The following is a 20,366-nucleotide window of genomic DNA, read 5'->3' as shown; positions in this document are numbered from 1 at the left end:
CCCACCTCATTTATTTCATTTAGCATTTGCTTAACCCTACGTAAGCGGAAATCTTGGGCAGACTCAACGACTTCCTCAATAAATGCCTTTGTTTTTGGCATTTTGTCCAACTTTTTTCTAATAATGATCTCTCTCCAATCAAATATCCCACCTTTCCAGAGGATGAGACAACCTTGCAGGTCCTGTCTGAACCGGATCGGCCAGCAACGTCGACTTCCTACATATAGCTTTATCGTACCGGTCGCGGGGATACACCTATCGTCTTATACGATTACCAGCAAACCCGTTCAGGCAAGCACCCACGCATTTTTTTTGACGGCTTCCGGGGATATTTGCATGTGGACGGGTATGCGGGTTATAACGTCCTCCCCGATGTGAAATTGGTCGGGTGCTGGGCCCATGCCCGCCGCAAATTCACAGAAGCCCTGCAGGCACTGCCTGAATCGGCGAGCACTTCCACCGTCAAAGCAAAGGAAGGTCTGGCCTATTGCAATAAACTTTTTGAAATTGAGCGCAAGCTTAAAGATGCAAGTCCAGAGGAGCGCTATCAAGCACGGCTGGAGCACAGCAAACCCGTGCTTGAGGCTTTTTTGTCATGGCTTAAAGAGCAAATGCCGCGCGTACTGCCAAAAAGCGCACTTGGCAAAGCGATCAAGTATTGTCGTAACCAATGGGAGCGGTTGGAGGCATTTTTAGAGGACGGCCGTTTGGAGATCGATAATAATCGCGGGGAACGGTCAATTAAACCTTTTGTGATCGGTCGCAAAAACTGGCTCTTCAGTAATACGTCAAAAGGAGCAAGGTCCAGTACGATCATCTATATAGTGTTGTGGAGACAGCCAAGGAAAATTGGAGCGAGTTGGATTCATTCAACTACCTTGCTACCTGTTTCAAGAGCTTACCAATATAGATACGACAGATAAAACAAAATTAGCTAAATTCCTGCCATGGTCACCGACGCTTCCGCAGGAATGCCGTGTTCCTAAAAAATCTAAATAAAGCATACATGAAATCCCCATCTGAATACAGGTGGGGATTACTTTACGCATGAATTGGTAAGCGGGAAATTAAAACGAAACATACTAAATCGAGTAGGAGGGGGTGACTAACCCCCGACCTCTCACACCACCGTACGTACCGTTCGGTATACGGCGGTTCAATTAAGTATGACGTAGTGCTTGATATCTTTCGAATAGACTTCTTAACCCTCGACGCTTCCAATAGGAGTTGTCGAGGGTTTTGTGTAGAATGGGACTGCAGGCAATCCGCCAATATTTCTTGCGTGTATTGCCCCATTCGAATGCTTTATGGCTTGGAACTCCTAATCCTCTGAGTTTCCGAATTCTTGTTTTCGGGGTTTTCCATTCTTTCCACAAACACATCCGAAGCCTTCGTCTAATCCATTCATCAAATTCTTTGAACTTACTTGGTGTTTCTGCCAAGGCAAAATATCCGCACCATCCCATTAAATACTTATTCAGTTTCTCAATCCTTTTCTCCATTGGATACGGTTTCGACCTTGATGTAATTTCACGGATCTTGTTCTTCAAACGTTTCACACTTTCGTTCGCAATCCGTACCTTTGGAGTCTTATTGAGTGTGAAGCTGAAACCGAGAAACTTCCGTTTCCAAGGACGGTCTACCGCCGATTTCTCTTTATTTACCTTGAGCTTTAACTCCTTCTCGATAAAGTTCGTAATGGAGTTCATAACACGAATTCCTGCTTTCTTTGTTTTCACATAGATGTTACAGTCATCCGCATACCGAACAAACTTATGTCCACGTTTCTCAAGCTCCTTATCCAATTCATGAAGCATGATGTTTGATAAAAGTGGACTAAGCGGGCCGCCTTGAGGCGTTCCCATGTTCGTTTCCATTACCACTCCATTGATCATCACGCCTGATTGAAGATACCGGCGGATTACCTTCAGTAGAATTCGATCTTTGATCGTTTTCGCCAAGATCCCCATCAGTTTGTCGTGATTCACCTTGTCAAAGAATTTCTCTAGGTCTATATCGACTACCCAACGATATCCTTCTTTGATATAACCCTTTGCTTCCCTAACCGCATCATGTCCCCTTCTACCTGGGCGGAAACCATAGCTATGGTTCGAGAAGGTCGGATCAAAGATTTTCGTCAACACTTGGGCAATCGCTTGTTGGATGAAACGATCCGTCACGGTAGGGATCCCTAGAAGTCTTACTCCACCGTTCGGTTTCGGGATTTCGACTCGACGGACGGGTAAGGGCTTGTAGGTTCCTTCTCTCAACGACTGTCGAATGGAGTCCCAATTTTCGTAGAGGTGTCTTCGTAGGTCTTTTACGGACATGCCATCTACTCCGTGACCTCCTTTATTCTGTTCGACTCGTTTCAGTGCCGCCAGGAGATTTTCCCGTGACAAAATCATTTCCATCAACATTGATATCCTCTCCACGTGAACGAATTCTTCTATTTGTGCCATCTTCTGCTCCACCCTCTTGAAGTCCCCCGTGGGATTCACCACTTCCTCCTTCAAGTAAGTCCTATCGGATTGTCTGCTTCCACACAGAAGATGAACGCCTAGCGATTCGTTCTCCTTAATTGTTCAGTCCTTCCTCTTTCGTCTCGAGCTCGAAAAGAGTACTATGACTTCTGCTGACTTCTGACTGTTCAGTTATCTATCACTAGATAGGTTACCAAGGTTACTTGGCGTGCCAGCCAGATCTCCCCGGGTAAGTACATGCACTTTCACACCATCTATCCGCCTCATTTACTCGATATGACCTTCGACAGAAAGAGCTTTGTTTTGTTTCGCAAACTCACTCAATCATACCTAGCCTTATATGAGGTTCGTGTTCCTCGGACCGGTGTTTTGCCTCCAGCTTCCTTCAGATTCCGCGTCACCACGGACACCCTTGCTCTTGGCTAACCTCTACTTCTGTCTTCGGGGTTCGGGACTTACACCCTATAGTTCATGTACATGCCGGGCGCACGATTAGTAGCACAGACCACGACCATGGTCTGTGCTACTATTTTTTTTTAGTAGAAGTGGAGAATAGTTCGTGACAGCCCCAGAACCTTGAGTTCGTAGTGAAAAACTGGCCTACTTCACTGCCCTTATAAGAATCGGTTTCAGTATGTTGGATCCTTGAGATCGTGTATAAGAAAAGGGAATCGATAAGGTGAAGTGAAGACTTCTACATACTTTAGCTATTTTGAGAAAACGTGAGGAACTGATTTAGCAGATGGTTGTTCTTTCAGAAGAACGAAATGAATATCAAATATTAATCAGTATTCCTGGTATAGGGAAAAATACAGCCGTTCGTTTGATTTAAGAAATAGGCGACATGACAAGCTTCGAAAATCATAAGCAACTCAATGCCCATGCAGGAATTGATATAAGGCGTTTTCAATCAGGCACATTGTTTTACAAAGATAAAATCAATAAGCGTGGCAACAGTCATCTGCGCAAAATCCTTTATTTTACGATTCAAAATATGATCCAAAAGCGACGCTTTGGACACAATCATTTTGTAGAATACTACGACAAATTAAAAACGCAACCCTATAACAAATGTCATAAAGTTGCGTCCATCGCATGTGTGAATAAGTTATTGAAGTGCCTCTTCCACCTTATTACACACAATTTAACGTACAATTACGAAATCGCTTCAGTATCTTCGTAATTGTGTAGGAAAAGTATAACATAATGGGCCTAGCGAAAAAAAGCAAAAATCGCTAGGTCTATTTGGTATGCGAAAATCTTTTTTTGGCGGAGGGGGTACCCCTTCCACCAAAAAAAGATTCATTATCTCAAATAACTATTGATAAACCTCTTGACTAATCGTAAGAAGGGGGTGTCTAATAAGTCGATTTTCCGGCTTATAGACGCCCCTTTAATGTTTTAGAAACGCTGATATATCAATACTTATGATGTTTCTTTCAGTGGATTTTGACATTCTGGACAGCCCCTTAATCATTGAGAAAATTTTGATTTTGATATTAAAACCTTTGCCTTTTTAAAGTATGCACAAATTTATACCGATCCGCCCGGTATGCTGATTTTACAAATTCGAATGGCGTCCCGTCATGAAGATAAGAGGTTCGTAATATTAACAATATCGGCGATCCTTTTTCGATTTGCAAATGCTTTATCTCTGACTCCTTGGCAATTGATGCTTCAATTTGCTGGAATGCCTCGCTGATCACCAGGTTTAATTTTTCTTCGATATAACTGTAAAGGGATTGATGGATAATTTCTTCCGTAAGCCCTTTTACTAGATTGGCCGGAACATAAGTAGTTTCTAAGGCCATCGGAACGTCATCCGCAAGACGGACCCGTTTGATTTCATATACGGGAGCGTTTTTCTTTAGCTTTAAATGGCTGGCTGTTTCCAAGCCGGCCGGAATCACTTCAAAGGATAATAACTTGCTGCTTGGTTTCATTCCACGTTCGAGCATATCTTCTGTAAAACTGGTCAGACCATGGAGCCGCTGTTCCACCTTTTGTTTGCTAACGAATGTTCCACGGCCTTTTTGTCTGTACAAATACCCTTCGTTTACAAGATTGTTGATGGCCTGGCGGACTGTCATCCGGCTGATTTGATAGCGCTCCGCGTATTCCCGTTCTGAAGGAATTGCTTGATCCGGCTGCAGTTCACCATTTTCAATCTGTTTTTTTATAAATTCTTCCAGCTGATAATATATCGGAATTGGTGATGATTTATCAATCATTGAAAACTCTCCTTGTTGTGAAGCTAAACCAATTGCAATGCATCTTTGTCCGCAATGATTGTCACATTGTTATGAAGCTTTAGTAAGGATGCCGGGAAATCTTCATTTACTTCGCCATTTACTAGTCTTGCAATTGCTTCTGCTTTTGATGTGCCTGATGCTAGTAAAATAATTTCCTTGCTTTCCATGATCGTTGCAATTCCCATTGTGATCGCATGAGCAGGCACGTCTTCTATAGAAGGAAAAAATCGAGCATTTGCTTTTCGTGTACTTTCAGTTAGTGCTACGACATGAGTGCGGCTTTTAAACGAAGTTCCCGGTTCATTGAAGCCGATGTGACCGTTATGGCCGATTCCCAAAAGCTGAACGTCCACACCGCCAAGTTTTTGAACGACGCTCTCAAATCGTGAACATTCGAGTTGAAGATCTTTCGCCATCCCGTCCGGAATGTAAGTCTGTTCATGCGGGATATCAATATGGTTGAACAATTGTTCACACATGAAATAATGATAGCTGTTTGGATCGTTTCGGTCGATTCCGCTGTATTCATCAAGATTGACGGTTGTGACTTGTTTATAAGTTGTTCCGTTCGTTTTGTGGTCTTCAATTAATTTTTTATAAACGCCTATAGGAGTGCTCCCGGTCGCAAGTCCAAGTGTTATTTTTGGATTGATCCTTACCTTTTCAATGATTTTTCTTGCAGCCATATGGCTCATTTCATCATAATTTTCAGCTTTTATAATATTCATTTTACTCAGTTCTCTCCTCCCTTTTTATATGCTAATTTTCCGCGGCAGAAAGTCGTAAACACTTCATTGTTTTCATCAAGAATGACGATATCAGCGTCTTTTCCGGGTGCCAAGCTTCCTTTACGGTCATAGACACCCATTTGTTTCGCCGGGTTTACGCTTGCCAGCTGAATAGCTTCTAAAAGTGAAATCCCTGTGAATTGTATCATATTTTGAATCGAATCTTTCATTTTTAAAATGCTTCCGGCGAGGGTTCCGTTTTCTAACAGTGCTTTCCCATCTTTTACGGTCACATCCTTGCCTCCGAGGTCATATGTTCCATTTTTTAAACACTTCGCCCTCATAGAATCTGTAATTAAAATCATTCGGTCTGTTCCTTTTGTCTGCAAAGAAAGTTGAATCATTTCAGGACAGACATGAATTCCGTCTGCAATGATTTCGACCATCAATTGTTTCAGTAGAAGAGCTGCTCCTGCGATTCCGGGCTCGCGATGATGCAGTCCTCTCATTCCGTTAAATAAATGGGTGACATGTTTCGCGCCGGCATCCACAGCCTTTACTGTTTCTTCGTATGTCGCATCCGAATGGCCGATTGAGGCAACGACTCCGGATTGATCCAGATAACGGACAAACTCCAAGCCGTTTTCTTGTTCAGGTGCCATCGTTACAAGTTTTATCCCGTTTTCAGCCAACTCTTGCCATCGTTTAAAAAGGTCAATATCCGGCGCGAGTATATGCTCGACAGGCTGAGCTCCGGCCCGTTTTTCATTGATAAACGGCCCTTCAAGATGAATGCCGAGAATTTCAGCTTCTCCGGCTTCATTATGATGTTTCCGGTAATTTGCAACGTTTTTTAAGGCATCTTCAATGCTCTTTATTTCCTGTGTAATGGTTGTTGCTAAAAAGCTTGTCGTTCCTTCAGCCGGAAGAATGCCCGACATCGTTGATAATGCTTCTGTCGTTGCGTCCATCGTATCTGCTCCACCCGCTCCGTGAATATGAAGATCGATAAAACCGGGAACTGAAATGTATTCTTCTGGCAATTCAATAACCTGTATATCTTTGCTCAGACTGGGAAGGCTGTCTAAATTACCAATATCAATAATTTTGTTACCTTCTATATAGATAAAGCCTTTATTTATGATCTCTTTTTCTAGTGCCACTTTTCCGTTTTTTAAAAGAAGTCGGTTCATAGACTTCATCTCCATTCTTTTGCAGATCTATAGATGGTTAGTAATGAATTTATTTTAAAGAATAAAATCCCTCAATTGCATTCCGCAAATAACCGGAATGCTTTTCTAATAGGTTTATGACATCGTTTCCTTTTAAGCCAGTTACAATTTGTAAAATAGCCGCTTTTGTATTGTAGTTTTGTTCAGCTAGAGCCTGTTTAACTTCCTCTGAATCCGCACCGGTAGCCATTTTAACAATATTTTCAGCCCTTTTAAACAACTTTTCATTCTTCATTTGGACATCAACCATTAAATTACTGTATACTTTTCCCATCTTAATCATAGAAGCTGTTGAAAGCATATTAAGAACAAGTTTTTGTGCTGTTCCGGCTTTCATTCTTGTAGAGCCTGTTATGACTTCAGGACCAACAATCGGGGCAATCGTAAATTTTGAGATTTTTTCCATTTTTGAGTCCCTTGTACAAACAACAGAAACAGTTAAGGCTCCTACTTCATTTGCATATTGCAATGCTCCTATTGTATATGGGGTGCGGCCGCTTGCAGCAATTCCAACAACTACATCTTTTTGAGTTAAATGTAAATTCCTTAAGTCATTACTACCTTGCTCCAAATCATCTTCCGCTCCTTCGATGGCTTCGGTTATTGCTTTTTTCCCTCCGGCAATCATTGCGATGACCATATTCGGATCCGTTCCATAAGTAGGAGGGCACTCAGATGCATCAAGGATTCCAATTCTACCTGAGGTTCCGGCCCCAACATAAATTAACCGTCCTCCTTTTTTAAAGGAATCAATAATCAGATCAACGACTTTCGCAATGACTGGAATTTCTCTTGCGATGGCATTTGGAACAAGTGTGTCTTCCTGGTTAATTACAGAAATGATTTCTTCGGTAGACATCAAGTCAATATCCATTGTTTTCGGATTACGTTGTTCCGTGTTTAATTTTGAAATATTCATATTCAATCCCTCACCATAAATTGAAATTTTCCTCCGGCTTTTATGAATGATAGAAGGGGGAGATCCTCTTCGATAACATGTCCAATTACATTTACACGATCATCTTTTGGCAAATCATGAATGGTAATTTGCAGTTCTCCTGCATAGCGTCCATATAATTGATTATCAATGGTAATCGTTCCTCTCTTCCGCTCCATCTGATTTGATGGTGCAATAAGTACAGTACCTTTTTGAGCATAGGAACGGGATTCAACTGAACGAATTACATCCCTGGCTGGATCCATTCGATTTGTATGGATCTGGTTAAATAATTGCTTCTCGATTCGGTCATTAATAGGCTTCATTCTTAATGGAATCATACCGTTTCCGATAATTGATAAGCGATTTAGAGTATCATTTGTAACAGAAAGATCGCCAATTAGAACCTTGTCTGTATCGTATGAATGGAATAATTCAGCTGCAGCAGTAACAGGTGATGCGGTCCTGTGCTTTTCCAATGTCGGCAATCCGGCATAGACAGGTCCCCGCATCTCTTTATCTCCCGGGATAAAGGCTACTGTTGTGAAACCTTTCGATTTTAAAAACCGGTTTCTGTTCATGAGAAAGTTAGTGTCTAATCCAGTTTCTGGACGGGGGTAAAAATTGTGCCACGCTTCGACATTCTTAACGATAAGCCCTTTGTTTATCAAGATGTCAATTTCCGTCTCTGATACGGTGCTTGCATTAATACCGACTTTCATTTTTTTCGAAAGCTCAACAATCTCCTCGGATGTAAATCCATAATCAACACGGATTCCCGTCAGTCCCCATTGAACCAATTCATCCAACGACTGAAAATCCAGGCCGAGATAGCCTAGAGATTTCGGGGAAACGTCTGCGAAAAGCTCCATGTTAAACTTTTTCGCCAAGCTTCCTAAATCTTTGAGAAGATATAGGTAAGTGTTTGGATCATCCTCAGGAATATGAAGGGATGTAAAAATAGAACGCAATCCCAGAGATGCTGCTTTTTCAATCCATTGAACGTTCTGTATTGTCCGTTCTTCACTTAAATAAATGGAGATTCCGATCATATGATCACCTCATTATAGTCAGAATTTTACGAAAATGAATCAATACGGAAAGAAGGAGGAATTATGTATCCTCCTTCAAAAAATAAGTTTATCAGCTAGATATTTTTCGCCATTTCTTCTTTAAATCCAAATATCCAGGTAAAAATAAATCCGAAGAAATAAGCAACGAGTAATCCTAACAGATAAAGAATAATTTGATCCGTGTGTACAAGGAAAGCTAACGGAATTCCCGAGACTCCAATTGCGATGGTGGCAATTTTAAAGAATGCCTGAAATGCCCCGCCGACGGCTGCCCCGAGACAAGCTGTTAAGAATGGGCGTCCGAGAGGCAGGGTTACACCGAAAATTAAAGGTTCGCCGATTCCAAGAATTCCAACTGGAAGACCCCCTTTAATTACTTTTTTCAAACGTTCATTTTTCGTTTTAAAGTAAATTGCAAATGCGGCACCAACTTGGCCGGCTCCGCCCATGGCAAGTATCGGGAGTAGAGGGTCATCTCCGATTGTATTGATCAATTCCATATGAACTGGAGTTAGACCCTGATGCAAACCTGTTACAACAAGAGGAAGGAATGTTCCGGCGAGAATAAGCCCTGCAATTATTCCTCCCATATCAATAAGCCCTAAAAGCCCTTTTGTAATCAAGTCAGATATAAAGCCGCCGATAGGCTGCAGGACGATCAGTGTTACGATACCGGTAATGAGTAAAGCTAGAGTCGGCGTGACAATGATATCTACCGCTGAAGGGACAAATTTGCGGATCCGCTTTTCGAGAAACGCGATAAATGCAGCTGCAAGCATGACTCCAATTAAACCGCCTCTTCCCGGCACCAGTTCTTCTCCGAATAATGTAATGTTGGCAAGTCCAGGGTTAATGATTAAAATACCTGCCGCACCGCCAAGAGCAGGAGATCCTCCAAATTCTTTTGCAGTATTAATTCCCACAAAGACACCGAGGTAATTAAATAATCCCCATCCGATAAAGTTTAGTATCTGAATAAGGATTGATTCAGGATCTGCACCTGAACGGACAATTACATTTGTTATTCCAGCAATAAGACCAGAAGCAACAATTGCAGGAATTAATGGAATAAAAATACTGGCAATTCTTCGTAAAAATAACTTGAAAGGAGTTGCGTTTTTCTCTTTCAATTCAGCTTTTGTTTTGGCTGCCAATCCTTCAAAGGGATTATTGTTTTCATCGTCAATGTTCCTTATATTTTGACCTGTTAAGTCTGAAACCTCATTCGCAACCTTAGTGACAATTCCGGGTCCAAGAATAATTTGTAATGTTTCTGCTTCAACTACGCCCATGACACCATCAACATTTTTTAACCCATTGAGGTTTACCTTTTCGTAATCAATAGGTTTAACTCGGAGACGAGTCATGCAGGAAGCAAGATCAGCAATATTTTCCGTTCCACCTAACTGTTCTATAATTTCTTTGGCCAAACGCTCTTCTTTATGCACAGCTTTTCCCCCTTATTGTAAGGATAATCATTTAAACAATATGAATCCGTTTACAATTTCATGTTATCAGCTATTAGTATAGTTGTCTAGACCATTCCAAAAATATTTATCTATCAAACTAGAGCAAAAAGCATTCTAACAATTGGATACTGTATATAACGCAATGAGCAGTAAAAACGAAAAGGCACTGTGTTTTGATGAAAATTTGGTTCAGAGTGAAAAATGCTAAAATAAAAAATGATATATTGGATTGCTGTGATAAAGGAGGTTAAAAGGTTGCCAAAGGTACGAACGAGAGACATAATTGAAAAGTTTCAATTAGAGCTCATCAGCGGAGAAGAGGTGATTAACCGCCCGATCACGACGAGTAATATTTCTCGCCCCGGAATTGAAATGGCCGGGTATTTTGATTATTATCCAGCAGAGAGAGTCGGTGCAGTTCGCAGCCATAAGCGAATTTCCCTTGTCAATTCCTCATGACTTTTTTTGAACATGAACAAAATATTGATTGGAGAAAGAAAGTTGTTTAATCACTTCAAATTCTGGAAATTCTAGTGATATAGAAAGCACTTACGAAACCTCCTTATGTTTGTGTGGTAGCTAACATTATTGCCAGGTTTTCGTAAGTGTTTTCTTCTTTTTTGCCAAAATCACAAAAAGTGGTGATGAATTATACTTATCTTCGGGATATATATTTTTAAAATTTACTAGATTGACAATTACTATGAAATAATATAAAGGAGTGGAATCAAAAAAATGATAATTAGTAGAGAACTAAAATCTAATTCACTTGAAATTTGGAAAATTGAAATACCCGACATAGAAAGTACAAATTTTTTGATTATTGAAGATAAAAAGAGGCCAAGTACATTGAAGGACTATTCTTGGCTTAGTGAAACAGATAAGCAATTTTTTGAGCCGAGAGAAAACTATATAAAGGTTCAATTTATTTCAAATAAAAATATAGAGGAATTAAACATAGAACATAGTGAAATAGCAGCGTTAACCGAAAATTTATTAGGTCATGTAGCACAAGCATATTGTAGTTGAAACTTAGATTTTTTATTTAACATGAATCCAGACGATTATATTCGAGAGGTATTAGAAACATATGGGATTGATAGAGCTGATATTTCAAAATGTAAATATCTTTCCCAGGACTAAAAACCAATTTTAATGGGTTATTTCAATGTTCTTTGGCTTCATCACTTCATTACCTTTGTAAATTGGAGAACCCGATACTTGGATATATTGGGGTTTATTGAAAAAAATAATGACGAAAATAAAATTACAGATGAACAATTACAGACTTTGATAAAAGCAGAAGAAATAAAGAGTCCTATCTTTTACGGAAACGAAGAGAATCAATAGACTTTATTGTATCGAAAAAGAAAATATGGTTAACGATCATGTCATGGAAAGATAAGGTTCTTGGGCTAATCGTTCAGCATTTTTGGGATCCGAAAAATACACCAACTTAAACTTTTTAAAAGGGCTTTCCATCATGTTTCAGTTGTGATTTCGGCTTTGGCTGTTCTATCTTCTTCAATTTATTATAACTCATCAGCAAAGATGATATGATTACTTACAATTACATTTTGTATGTGACTAACTATTTAAGTCAGAAGACATAAAAAGTTCCCTTCTAGCTAGATAAAATTTGGTTGGCGAGCCAAAATACTAGGAGGGGCTTTTTTATACCTCGCTTAAAGCTTTCCGAAAACCATACACCGCTGTGCGTATGGTTTTCATTTAATTAATGATCAAAACTGTTATTAAGAGCCGCATTATTAATATCCGCATACAGAATCGATTCGGATAGATGTACGTATGAAAAAAAGAGGATATATGCTCTTGAAATTCGAACATATATCCTCGGATTCATATACACTTACAACGCCTAAGCAAGTGCCAAAAGCCAGATGTTATTCTTTTAAATGGTACGGAAGCGTTGCAATGACGATGTCTTTTTTCAGGATCAAAAAGAATCTTAAAAAGATCGCTGTTTGGTTATGAAGTAAAGTATGCCACCATTTTTTCACAATAAATTGCGGCATTAAAATAGTTATGGTTGCTCCTTTTGTTTCTTTTTCTACTTTATTAATGTAATCCAATAATGGAGAAAGGATTGTCCGATAAGGTGAATAAATAATTTTCAGCTCGATATCTGGATACAACTTATACCATTTGTCGCGTATTTTCTGTTCTTCTTCTTCGGCAAAAACAATTGTAATGGCTGTAATATCGTCTGAAATACTTTTTGCATATTGTACAGATTGATCAACGACTTTACTAATGCCTGAAATCGGGATGATCACCTTCGGAGTCACAATTTCTTTTGTTTCAGTCCGATCACTTTTATCCAATTTTAATTGCTGAGCTAATGTTTCATAATGAGCATGAATTTTGTTAAACAAGACAACGATCAATGGAATGGCTACAATCACTAACCATGCACCGTGTGTAAATTTCGCTATAACGGTAATGATCGTTACTAATCCTGTAGCAATTGTTCCAGTGATAATGATCGACAATGTGGCCATATTGCTTTTCGATTTTTCTTTCCATATTTTTTTAATCATACCGTATTGACCGATCGTAAAGGAAAGAAATACTCCGACTGCATACAGCGGGATCAGAGAATGTGTTTTACCATGGAATATGATAATTAAAATGATCGCTAAAATACTCAAGAGAATAATTCCATTGGAAAACACCAAACGATCTCCGCGCGCTGCTAAACTTCTCGGCAAATAACGGTCAGTAGCTATAATCGAAACAAGCTGCGGAAATCCGGCAAAACTTGTATTCGCAGCTAATACTAAAATTAACATGGTGATCATCTGAAAAATATAAAATAATATGCTATTGCCAAAGACGTGACTTCCAATTTGAGAAATGACAGTCTTATGTTCGGCTGGGGTCACTCCGAAGCCGGCACTTAAAATTGTAATACCTAGAAACATGAAGCCTAACAGTAAAGACATCCATCCCATTGTAATTGCAGCATTTTTGGAACTGTTAGGTCTAAACGATGGCACACCGTTGCTAATGGCTTCCACTCCTGTCATTGCTGAACAACCGGATGAAAAAGCCCTTAATAAAATAAACACTCCGTATCCACTAGCGAAGAAATGTTCAGGTGTAGCGTGATTTGCATAATTAAAACCATGCCATCCTTCATTATATAATTTCCATCCTCCTGCAATAATGAGAACTAGTACTGAAATAATAAATAAATAGGTTGGATAGGCAAATACAGTGGCTGATTCGGTAATTCCCCGCAAATTTAAAATCATGAGCAATAATACAAGAGCGATGGCTATTTCCACCTTCCAAGTAAGCAAGGCTGGAAAAGCAGAAGTAAGAGCCGCAACGGCTGAGCTAATACTAACCGCAACCGTAAGAACATAATCAATCATTAATGCTGCGCCTGCTACTAGGCTTGTGGTGGTATTGATGTGGTCTCTTGCCACTACATAAGCTCCGCCTCCTGATGGGAAGGCATAAATGATTTGTCTATAGGATAAAGTCACAATGACTAAAAGCCCTACAATCGCCAAAGCTATGGGTAAGGAATAAAAAAACACGCTGGTTCCTAATATCATCAATACTAATAATATTTCTTCTGTTGCATACGCTACGGAAGACAATGCATCCGAAGAAAATACTGCCAATTCTTTCCATTTTGGTAATTTTTCATGTTTCAATCGTTTCGTTTCCATTGGCGAACCGATGAATAACCGTTTCAAATAAGCCATTTTCAAGAATCCTTCTTTCTTAAAAGTATTAGGCTTTTTCCTCTCTTATAGCTTGATGAACTGTATGGACTTTTATGTGCATCTTCATAAACATAAAAAACCACTGAGGATGTACTCAGTGGCCAAAAAGACATCATTCAACTTACATCCCTCCCAAAACGCTTACGAGGTTAGCTGTCGGATTAGGACTATGAGAGTAGCCCCTCCTTTTTCAAGGATTCACCCCAAGTAACAAAACGTTACAAAATGGTTCCCCCGCTCCTTAAAAGGATTCAGCGATTTAATCATATTCAATTTTACAGAAATTATCTTACTCAGTTTATGAAAAATTGTAAAGAGACAAATAATCGTTGCCATGTAAATGGGTAAGGCGTTAAAACTTTTATATCGCCCTGATTTTTAAACAATTATTATATATTTTTAAACAGTTTTATTATTCGTGTACAAAATTATCTAGTTTTGTAAAAAATTTCGATTAAATTTACTGAATAAAACATCAATGCTTCTTTCCAAGTTCCGTAGGTTATGAGTATAGGCTGTATCAATAGTGGTTTATTTGGCACTCACCCCTCTTATAAAATAAAAAAAGAAACCTTGAAAGAGTGTCGCACACTCATTCAAGGTGTTTATAATTACTTATATTGTACGGTTCCTAAAAATCTAAACTGATTTTTTTCATTGACATTTCCATTATATTGAAAGTTATAAAGTAAAATAACTGAGTTCGCTTCTTGATTTAAACGCTCACCGCAAAGCTCTATAAATTTTGGAATTATCTCCTCATCATAAGAAAAACCTTCAAGTAGAACACGTAAATCATTCGATGGTTCATCATAGAATTCTACTTCTCTAAAATCTTCATTATAGTAATCAATGTTAAAGTCTTTTTCAAATTCGGAAGGTAGTAAATCTCCATCTTCTGTATAACTATTCAAAATATAGTTTTGAAGATCCTTATATGACTTAGAGTTGCCAATAAATAATGATACAAACCCTTCCTTTTCCATATATTTCATACTCCTCCTTAGCTTTTTTACGGTCTAAGACTTTCCGGTAAAGATTCCACTCCACCTTCTAGTCTATAATTAGCCCAATTTTGGAGTCGTCTCTTAAATGTTGCATAATCTGGTGAAGAATCAATAATCTCTAACAATTCATTATGAGCTTTCGTAGAACCCTTCCCGCCATGAACTCCTTTTGGATTAACAAACTTCACATCTTCTATAGCAGTTCTTAATTCCTTAATTTGTTCTGCTGTTATACCCCACCGTTTAAAAGTAGGAGCTCGAGATACTAAATGCCACTCATGAAATCCACCTGGATGTCTAAGTCTACTTTCAATGGCTTTTCTTAACCTAGGGTCAGACCATACTTTATCAAACTTATCAGGAGCTAGTGAATTAAACCATCTATTAAATTCACCATTCTTTACAGATGGAACTGAATTAAGATTAACAGTACCCTTAGGAAATTATAAAAATGTACTTTATAAACGGATGGCAGTTTCACTAACCACCACCCATTATATCAACTGACTTTCCGTTCAGGCATGATATTAGCGGTCTTGTGTTTCATCATACCATAGATAATATTGACAAGTCCTCTCATAATGCAAATAAGCGCTTGTTGTTTGGTTTTACCTTCTGCTAGCTTTTTCTGATAATACTCGTAAAACACAGGATTTCGAGGAGTTTTACTGCCTTTACAAATATATGACATCAGGCAAATATGGGAATTGACGGATTAACACATTCGCTACACATTGGGCATCCCAACTGTCATGCTTTTGGGTCATGGCATAGCTGCTCTCGCTATAGTAATCGGAATAAAGGGAGGAAAAGTTGCGAAAAAAAATTTCAAAAGGCAAGGAGAAAGCGAAGGTAAGCTTTTGGGAGATAAAAACGGTAGTAACTGATGATTTTTCAGCTGTTTATTGTTGATGAAAATTATAAAATTGGACATCTTTTTCAAACTCATCCTGTGCGTACAAGGCAATTCTAAAAATTATCATGCAGGAGTTTCAAGGGTTATTTGTATATGTTGTACTACAAAGGGAGTTATTCGGCACTACACACCCTATAAAAAAGACCTTGAAAGAGTCATAATACTCTTTCAAGGTCTTTAAATTTATGCATTGTGTAACACTTTTTTTGCAGCTTCGCTATTTGGCATTATCTTTAATATTTCTTGAGCAATTGCTTTAGCTTCTTCTTTACTAATTAACTTTTCTGGAATGTCATGGAATAACAACAAATGTTCTTTCAAGCTAACATCTTCAGGGCTTAATTCAACTGCTCTTTTAGCATGGTATAATGCACTTGCGTAAGCGTCTGGTAAATGGCACAATGCAGTACTTAATAACTCTGAAGCTAAGTAATGATAATATGCAGTCTCATTATTATTTATCAAATAACAGACAAATGAATAAGCACTTATACTCTCTTCATCAAATCCTAATTCAAGAACAACTTGCTCTAAAGTATTTCTATCTTCATTCTCAATATATTCTTTTGCTTTTTGAAAATCACCCGATGTTATTAATTGCTTTATCTTTTCCTTCATAGTTATTTCACCCACGCATCAGATATTCTTATTGTTCCATCAGGTAGTTTTTTGTATGTCACCTGTACCAATTGTCCATTAACCATTTTAACTCTAGAAGAAACAGATTTATAAGGTATATCTGCACCATTATGTATTACATCGATGATAATTTCTTTTATTTTCCCCCAATTCTTATCAGGCACAAGTTTTTCCCATTGATGATTAGATTTTTTACTTCCATTTATAATATGCTTTATCTGATTACTGTTAAGTTTCCCTATTGCATCATGTACTTTAGAAGAAGGCAATAGCTTAACTTTACCCGTACCCTATGTAGTAATCTTAAAAGCTATTATAAAAAAAGACCACCTATTAAATTACCTTTCGCTCTGTTATATTCGGCAATTGATAAGCGGTTTTATTCTTCATCATGCCATAAATAATATTTACCAGCATTCTCATGATACAAACCAACGCTTGTCCTTTTGTTTTGCCTTCCTTTCGCTTGCGTTGGTAGTATTCATAAAATATAGGATTTCTTGGCTTTTTACTTTCTTTTGCCACTTGTATTTGTTGTATCGCTAATTGATAAAATAACGCATGTAACGTTCGATTGCCTTGTTTGCTTTTGTGGTCTTTTCCTTTTCCTCCAGAGCCAAAATGCACAGGCGCAATTCCCGCATAACGAGCAAGTTTATTGGCATTTGGAAAACGCTGAATATCTCCAATCTCGGCAACCAAGGCGGATGCTGTCACTACATCAATCCCCGGCATTGTCTCCAGTTGGTAATCGAGTAATTTCATTAATTTTCTTAGTTCTCCTTCGACCAATGCCATTTCCTGCTTGTTAAGTGAAACCATTAATAATAAAAAGAACCTTGAAAGGCATATAGCCAGTCAAGGTTTTCAATTTATTGTTAAATACCTTATATAATTTTTTAAATCCGGGGAGGAATCCTGAGAAGCATCCTTTCTCAAAAATGGCTTTAAAAATCATCGTAAGCATCACCTAACGGTATAAAATCTTCTTGTAGCCAGTACCAATGTCTACCTCTATTTTCTATCAATCGTTCTAATAAATCGGTAAAAGAAGTCGCTATAATAGAACACTCTCCTACCACCCCATGCCTATCATAAAAGCTGTCATAGCACCTACCGAGCCTACCCGGATTCAAATCAATCGTAATGTACTCTCCATTTCTATCCGTTGCACAGATATACCAATCGGATGAAATATCTTCTTCACATAACTCCCCTACAATAATAGGGTTAGCTAACTGAAAATCCTGAGGAGGGACTATTAAAATGGAATAATCAGCCTTTTCAAATAAAAGCGCCCCCCCACATAACTCATAAAACTTATACACATCATCAGGTAAAATATGCGATGTACTCACATTTGGAATACCAGCTGGAGGATAAACTACACAATCCCCTAAACTTTTTATTTTATTAATTAAATTCTCAATCCTCATTTTTCTTCACTACTCCCGATAAATATATTGATGAAATGCACGATAATACCCTCTTCTAGCAGACTGGGGAACACCAGCAGCATCGAACATTCTCTCTGTTAATTGTTGCATTTCTCTCGGCGAAACTGTTTTCCAATCTACTTTTCCTCCAACGTTTTTACCGGTTTTTTCGTATAACCATTGTCTATATACTGCTTTTGTGACATCATGTTGTGCTTTTGTCAAAGCAACTGTAGGGGTATCAGCACCTCTACTTACATAGTTTGGTACATTATGCTTAGCCCAGACATCTAATATACCATGGTGATTTTCTAGTGGTGCATTGCTTGGACGATACGGTACGACATCATACGGTCTAACATTACCCGTACCCTTAGTGCCAAGTTCAACGCCATCGTTGCCTGCTTTACTTCCGCCTACATTTATCCCATCCATCTTACTTAACCAAGCTTGAATCTTATTCTCCACCGGAACCTTAACATTCCCAACCCCTTCTATGGCCAATCCCATTTGCCGGCTTGGCAGGAGGTGTCTTAAGTTTGTTGCGGCGTTGTCTACGAACCGACCGACTTGCAACGAACCTTTTCTCGCACCGGTTTTTAAATGCTGCGGCATTTCTTTCGTCCATGCCTTGGCACTCCTGATGCGGGCCAATATGCTGTTTTCCGCATGGACAACCAGGTCGCAGGCACGTTGTGATTTCTGGTGCAAGCCAGCTTTCAAGCTTGTAAATAGCTTGGGATCCATTGCTTCTAGAAGAGGTGCGAACCGGGCGGCGCTGCTGAATGTGGAAAGCCCCTTTACGCCAGGGACGATATCCAATGGAGAAAGGACACCACGAAATACTCGTTCGTCTGTTTTCAACTCTCTCCCTGAAATCCAGTCTTTTCCGGAAACGGCTGAACGTAATTCCAGTGTACCATAAGCTGCCCCCAATGCCATCCCTGCTGGCGGACAAATGAAAGAAGTGCCTACTATGACAGCCAGTGCGGTTATTTGTCCCCAAAATTCTTTGTTCATCTGCCCATCTTTGATCGATTCATACTGAAAAGCCCGGGAATTCAATGCTGTTTGTATATATTCTTGTTTCGAAAAATTTGCTTTAGGGTTCAGTTCTTTCCATGAAGCGTATTCCCGTTCTATCAACTTAGCATAGTAGTTGCTGCCAATGAACAGATCTTCTAGTCCAACTTCCGCTTTCGGCACGTCGATTGTTTGTTGCGTGCCGTATGCTCCGGGAGCGACGACCGTTTTTTTGGCGCCAATGTGATTTTTCGTTTTGATCTTTGATATGGATAAGTTGCGCATCGCTTCCACAAAAGCATCGATCTCTTGATAAAACGGATCATCGATGGTGCGGTCAACAATCTCTCCGACACGGCTGCTAAAGCGGTGCAAGACGAGATAATCTTCATATAATTGTTGATATTGTTTTTTTCGGTCTGTGTGGGTGAAAGAGATGACACCATCTGTGTCATATTTGGCGATGTCTGCTTGAACGTCTTCGAGAAGATCGTTTAGATCTTTTAATTTATCAATCATGCCTTTGCCCCATATACCGAGACCGACCAGATCGCCAATGCCTTTCTTCGTCTTTTCCCATTCAGAAGGGATATACTTGACATCCACTGCCTTTATGCCTCCGATTGAAACGAAATGGATTCCAATATGTGGAATAGCTGTCCGTTTCATTATATAAGAGAATAATGGAAGTTTTGGTAAATTGAAAGAAAAAAAGGGAATTTTAAGTAAAAAATACCATTCGTTTTTCAGATCATGTTCTTATTTTAGATCGTAGGAACCGATCGAATAGACCTAAACCAATTTTTCCAAAATTGAATGAGAAGGGAATGAGCCGGATGTTTACTTTATTAAAACAGATGGGTCAGGTAAAATGGTTGATACAACATGGATTTCATTGTCGGCAGGCAAACTTTGAAATCTGTTTTAAACGGAAATAAAAAAGAGTCGTCGACCCCCAATCGTGCAAAAATCCCCGGGGATCGACGACTCTTTCAAATCTTTATTGAGCCCAAGCAAATCAAAGATTTGATAAAAATTCCCCTTTTCGTTAAAATAAAAATAACCAGTCAAGCATTAAAAATTGAAATGCTTATTTAACAACGTTTTTTTGGGTTTTTATCTTAACTATGAGGAATTGAAACCGGTTTGATGACTTTCGCTTTTGCCAGCTCAATGTAGTTTTTATCTTAACTATGAGGAATTGAAACCGCTCATAATCATATTCCGTGCCATAAAACGCTATATGTTTTTATCTTAACTATGAGGAATTGAAACATGACGTTTTTGTCACAGCTGACATCAAATTCTTGGTTTTTATCTTAACTATGAGGAATTGAAACTAGAGTTTAATAGCTGACTGTACATATGGACAGCTAGGTTTTTATCTTAACTATGAGGAATTGAAACAAT

Annotated in this window: 15 protein-coding genes, 5 pseudogenes, 1 CRISPR repeat array and 1 riboswitch (1 of these 22 running past the window's edge); of the genes and pseudogenes, 5 read left to right on the top strand and 15 right to left on the bottom strand. The window is 38.9% G+C overall.

The genetic code is table 11. The annotated features are described in order from the left end of the window. Positions 1 to 161 precede the first annotated feature (161 nt). Positions 162 to 999, top strand: a pseudogene (locus NSU19_RS01250) (IS66 family transposase); the annotation flags it as partial. Positions 1,000 to 1,160: 161 nt separating this feature from the next. Here NSU19_RS01250 and ltrA read toward each other — a convergent pair. Then, positions 1,161 to 2,420 carry a group II intron reverse transcriptase/maturase gene (gene ltrA / locus NSU19_RS01245; RefSeq protein ID WP_339199937.1) on the bottom strand — a complete coding sequence of 420 codons (1,260 nt, stop codon included), beginning with the start codon at positions 2,418 to 2,420 and terminating at the stop codon, positions 1,161 to 1,163. Between the two features lie 772 nt (positions 2,421 to 3,192). Here ltrA and NSU19_RS01240 point away from each other — a divergent pair. Next, positions 3,193 to 3,666: pseudogene (locus NSU19_RS01240) on the top strand (transposase); the annotation flags it as partial. A 316-nt stretch (positions 3,667 to 3,982) separates the two neighbouring features. Here the strand turns inward: NSU19_RS01240 and NSU19_RS01235 are convergent. From NSU19_RS01235 to NSU19_RS01210, 6 genes are all read right to left on the bottom strand, one after another. Then, the gene (locus NSU19_RS01235) at positions 3,983 to 4,714 is read right to left on the bottom strand and encodes a GntR family transcriptional regulator (RefSeq protein ID WP_311066757.1); all 732 of its coding nucleotides are present in this window, start codon (positions 4,712 to 4,714) and stop codon (positions 3,983 to 3,985) included. A 23-nt stretch (positions 4,715 to 4,737) separates the two neighbouring features. Then, positions 4,738 to 5,463 carry a glucosamine-6-phosphate deaminase gene (gene nagB, locus NSU19_RS01230; protein WP_311066756.1) on the bottom strand — a complete coding sequence of 242 codons (726 nt, stop codon included), beginning with the start codon at positions 5,461 to 5,463 and terminating at the stop codon, positions 4,738 to 4,740. A gap of 5 nt (positions 5,464 to 5,468) precedes the next feature. Beyond that, the gene (gene nagA / locus NSU19_RS01225; RefSeq protein WP_339198348.1) at positions 5,469 to 6,656 is read right to left on the bottom strand and encodes an N-acetylglucosamine-6-phosphate deacetylase; all 1,188 of its coding nucleotides are present in this window, start codon (positions 6,654 to 6,656) and stop codon (positions 5,469 to 5,471) included. A gap of 49 nt (positions 6,657 to 6,705) precedes the next feature. After that, entirely contained in the window at positions 6,706 to 7,614 is a 909-nt protein-coding gene (gene murQ, locus NSU19_RS01220; protein ID WP_339198345.1) for an N-acetylmuramic acid 6-phosphate etherase, read from the bottom strand. A gap of 2 nt (positions 7,615 to 7,616) precedes the next feature. After that, positions 7,617 to 8,684: a MupG family TIM beta-alpha barrel fold protein gene (locus NSU19_RS01215; RefSeq protein ID WP_327847849.1), complete on the bottom strand. Its 1,068-nt coding sequence runs from the start codon at positions 8,682 to 8,684 to the stop codon at positions 7,617 to 7,619. A 95-nt stretch (positions 8,685 to 8,779) separates the two neighbouring features. Next, on the bottom strand, positions 8,780 to 10,153 hold the full coding sequence (locus tag NSU19_RS01210) for a PTS transporter subunit EIIC (protein WP_327847850.1): 1,374 nt from the start codon (positions 10,151 to 10,153) through the stop codon (positions 8,780 to 8,782). Between the two features lie 276 nt (positions 10,154 to 10,429). On the opposite strand from NSU19_RS01210, the pseudogene NSU19_RS01205 reads away from it, so the two are divergent. From NSU19_RS01205 to NSU19_RS01195, 3 genes and pseudogenes are all read left to right on the top strand, one after another. After that, positions 10,430 to 10,585, top strand: a pseudogene (locus tag NSU19_RS01205) (HPr kinase/phosphorylase); the annotation flags it as partial. 324 nt (positions 10,586 to 10,909) lie between these two features. Beyond that, positions 10,910 to 11,203, top strand: coding sequence for a hypothetical protein (locus tag NSU19_RS01200; RefSeq protein ID WP_339198343.1), 294 nt, complete (start codon positions 10,910 to 10,912; stop codon positions 11,201 to 11,203). Between the two features lie 192 nt (positions 11,204 to 11,395). Beyond that, on the top strand, positions 11,396 to 11,524 hold the full coding sequence (locus NSU19_RS01195) for a hypothetical protein (protein WP_268753447.1): 129 nt from the start codon (positions 11,396 to 11,398) through the stop codon (positions 11,522 to 11,524). 554 nt (positions 11,525 to 12,078) lie between these two features. Here the strand turns inward: NSU19_RS01195 and NSU19_RS01190 are convergent. The 8 genes and pseudogenes from NSU19_RS01190 to NSU19_RS01155 form a co-directional block, all read right to left on the bottom strand. Next, complete coding sequence (locus NSU19_RS01190) at positions 12,079 to 13,914, bottom strand: APC family permease (RefSeq protein ID WP_339198339.1); 1,836 nt, start codon at positions 13,912 to 13,914, stop codon at positions 12,079 to 12,081. A gap of 144 nt (positions 13,915 to 14,058) precedes the next feature. Beyond that, a riboswitch (cyclic di-AMP (ydaO/yuaA leader) is annotated at positions 14,059 to 14,202 on the bottom strand. 344 nt (positions 14,203 to 14,546) lie between these two features. Beyond that, the gene (locus NSU19_RS01185; protein ID WP_063386469.1) at positions 14,547 to 14,921 is read right to left on the bottom strand and encodes an immunity 22 family protein; all 375 of its coding nucleotides are present in this window, start codon (positions 14,919 to 14,921) and stop codon (positions 14,547 to 14,549) included. A gap of 520 nt (positions 14,922 to 15,441) precedes the next feature. Continuing rightward, positions 15,442 to 15,603 (bottom strand): annotated as a pseudogene (locus NSU19_RS01180) (IS110 family transposase); the annotation flags it as partial. 438 nt (positions 15,604 to 16,041) lie between these two features. Further along, positions 16,042 to 16,476, bottom strand: a complete 435-nt coding sequence (locus NSU19_RS01175) for a hypothetical protein (protein WP_339198336.1) — start codon at positions 16,474 to 16,476, stop codon at positions 16,042 to 16,044. Positions 16,477 to 16,478: 2 nt separating this feature from the next. After that, on the bottom strand, positions 16,479 to 16,766 hold the full coding sequence (locus NSU19_RS01170) for a polymorphic toxin type 35 domain-containing protein (RefSeq protein ID WP_144598438.1): 288 nt from the start codon (positions 16,764 to 16,766) through the stop codon (positions 16,479 to 16,481). 64 nt (positions 16,767 to 16,830) lie between these two features. Continuing rightward, positions 16,831 to 17,286, bottom strand: a pseudogene (locus NSU19_RS01165) (transposase); the annotation flags it as partial. A gap of 158 nt (positions 17,287 to 17,444) precedes the next feature. Continuing rightward, on the bottom strand, positions 17,445 to 17,933 hold the full coding sequence (locus NSU19_RS01160; protein WP_144598439.1) for an SMI1/KNR4 family protein: 489 nt from the start codon (positions 17,931 to 17,933) through the stop codon (positions 17,445 to 17,447). A 9-nt stretch (positions 17,934 to 17,942) separates the two neighbouring features. Further along, positions 17,943 to 19,562 (bottom strand): hypothetical protein, encoded by a 1,620-nt coding sequence (locus tag NSU19_RS01155; protein ID WP_339198333.1) that lies wholly within the window; start codon positions 19,560 to 19,562, stop codon positions 17,943 to 17,945. Between the two features lie 452 nt (positions 19,563 to 20,014). Then, positions 20,015 to 20,366: direct repeats of the CRISPR family, unit length 30 nt; unit sequence GTTTTTATCTTAACTATGAGGAATTGAAAC (it continues 196 nt past the right edge of the window).

The organism is Aeribacillus sp. FSL k6-2211, assembly GCF_037966125.1.
GTDB classification, from domain to species: domain Bacteria; phylum Bacillota; class Bacilli; order Bacillales; family Aeribacillaceae; genus Aeribacillus; species Aeribacillus composti.
Note: the sequence above shows the minus strand (reverse complement) of the source record. Positions and strands in the feature narration are given on the sequence as shown.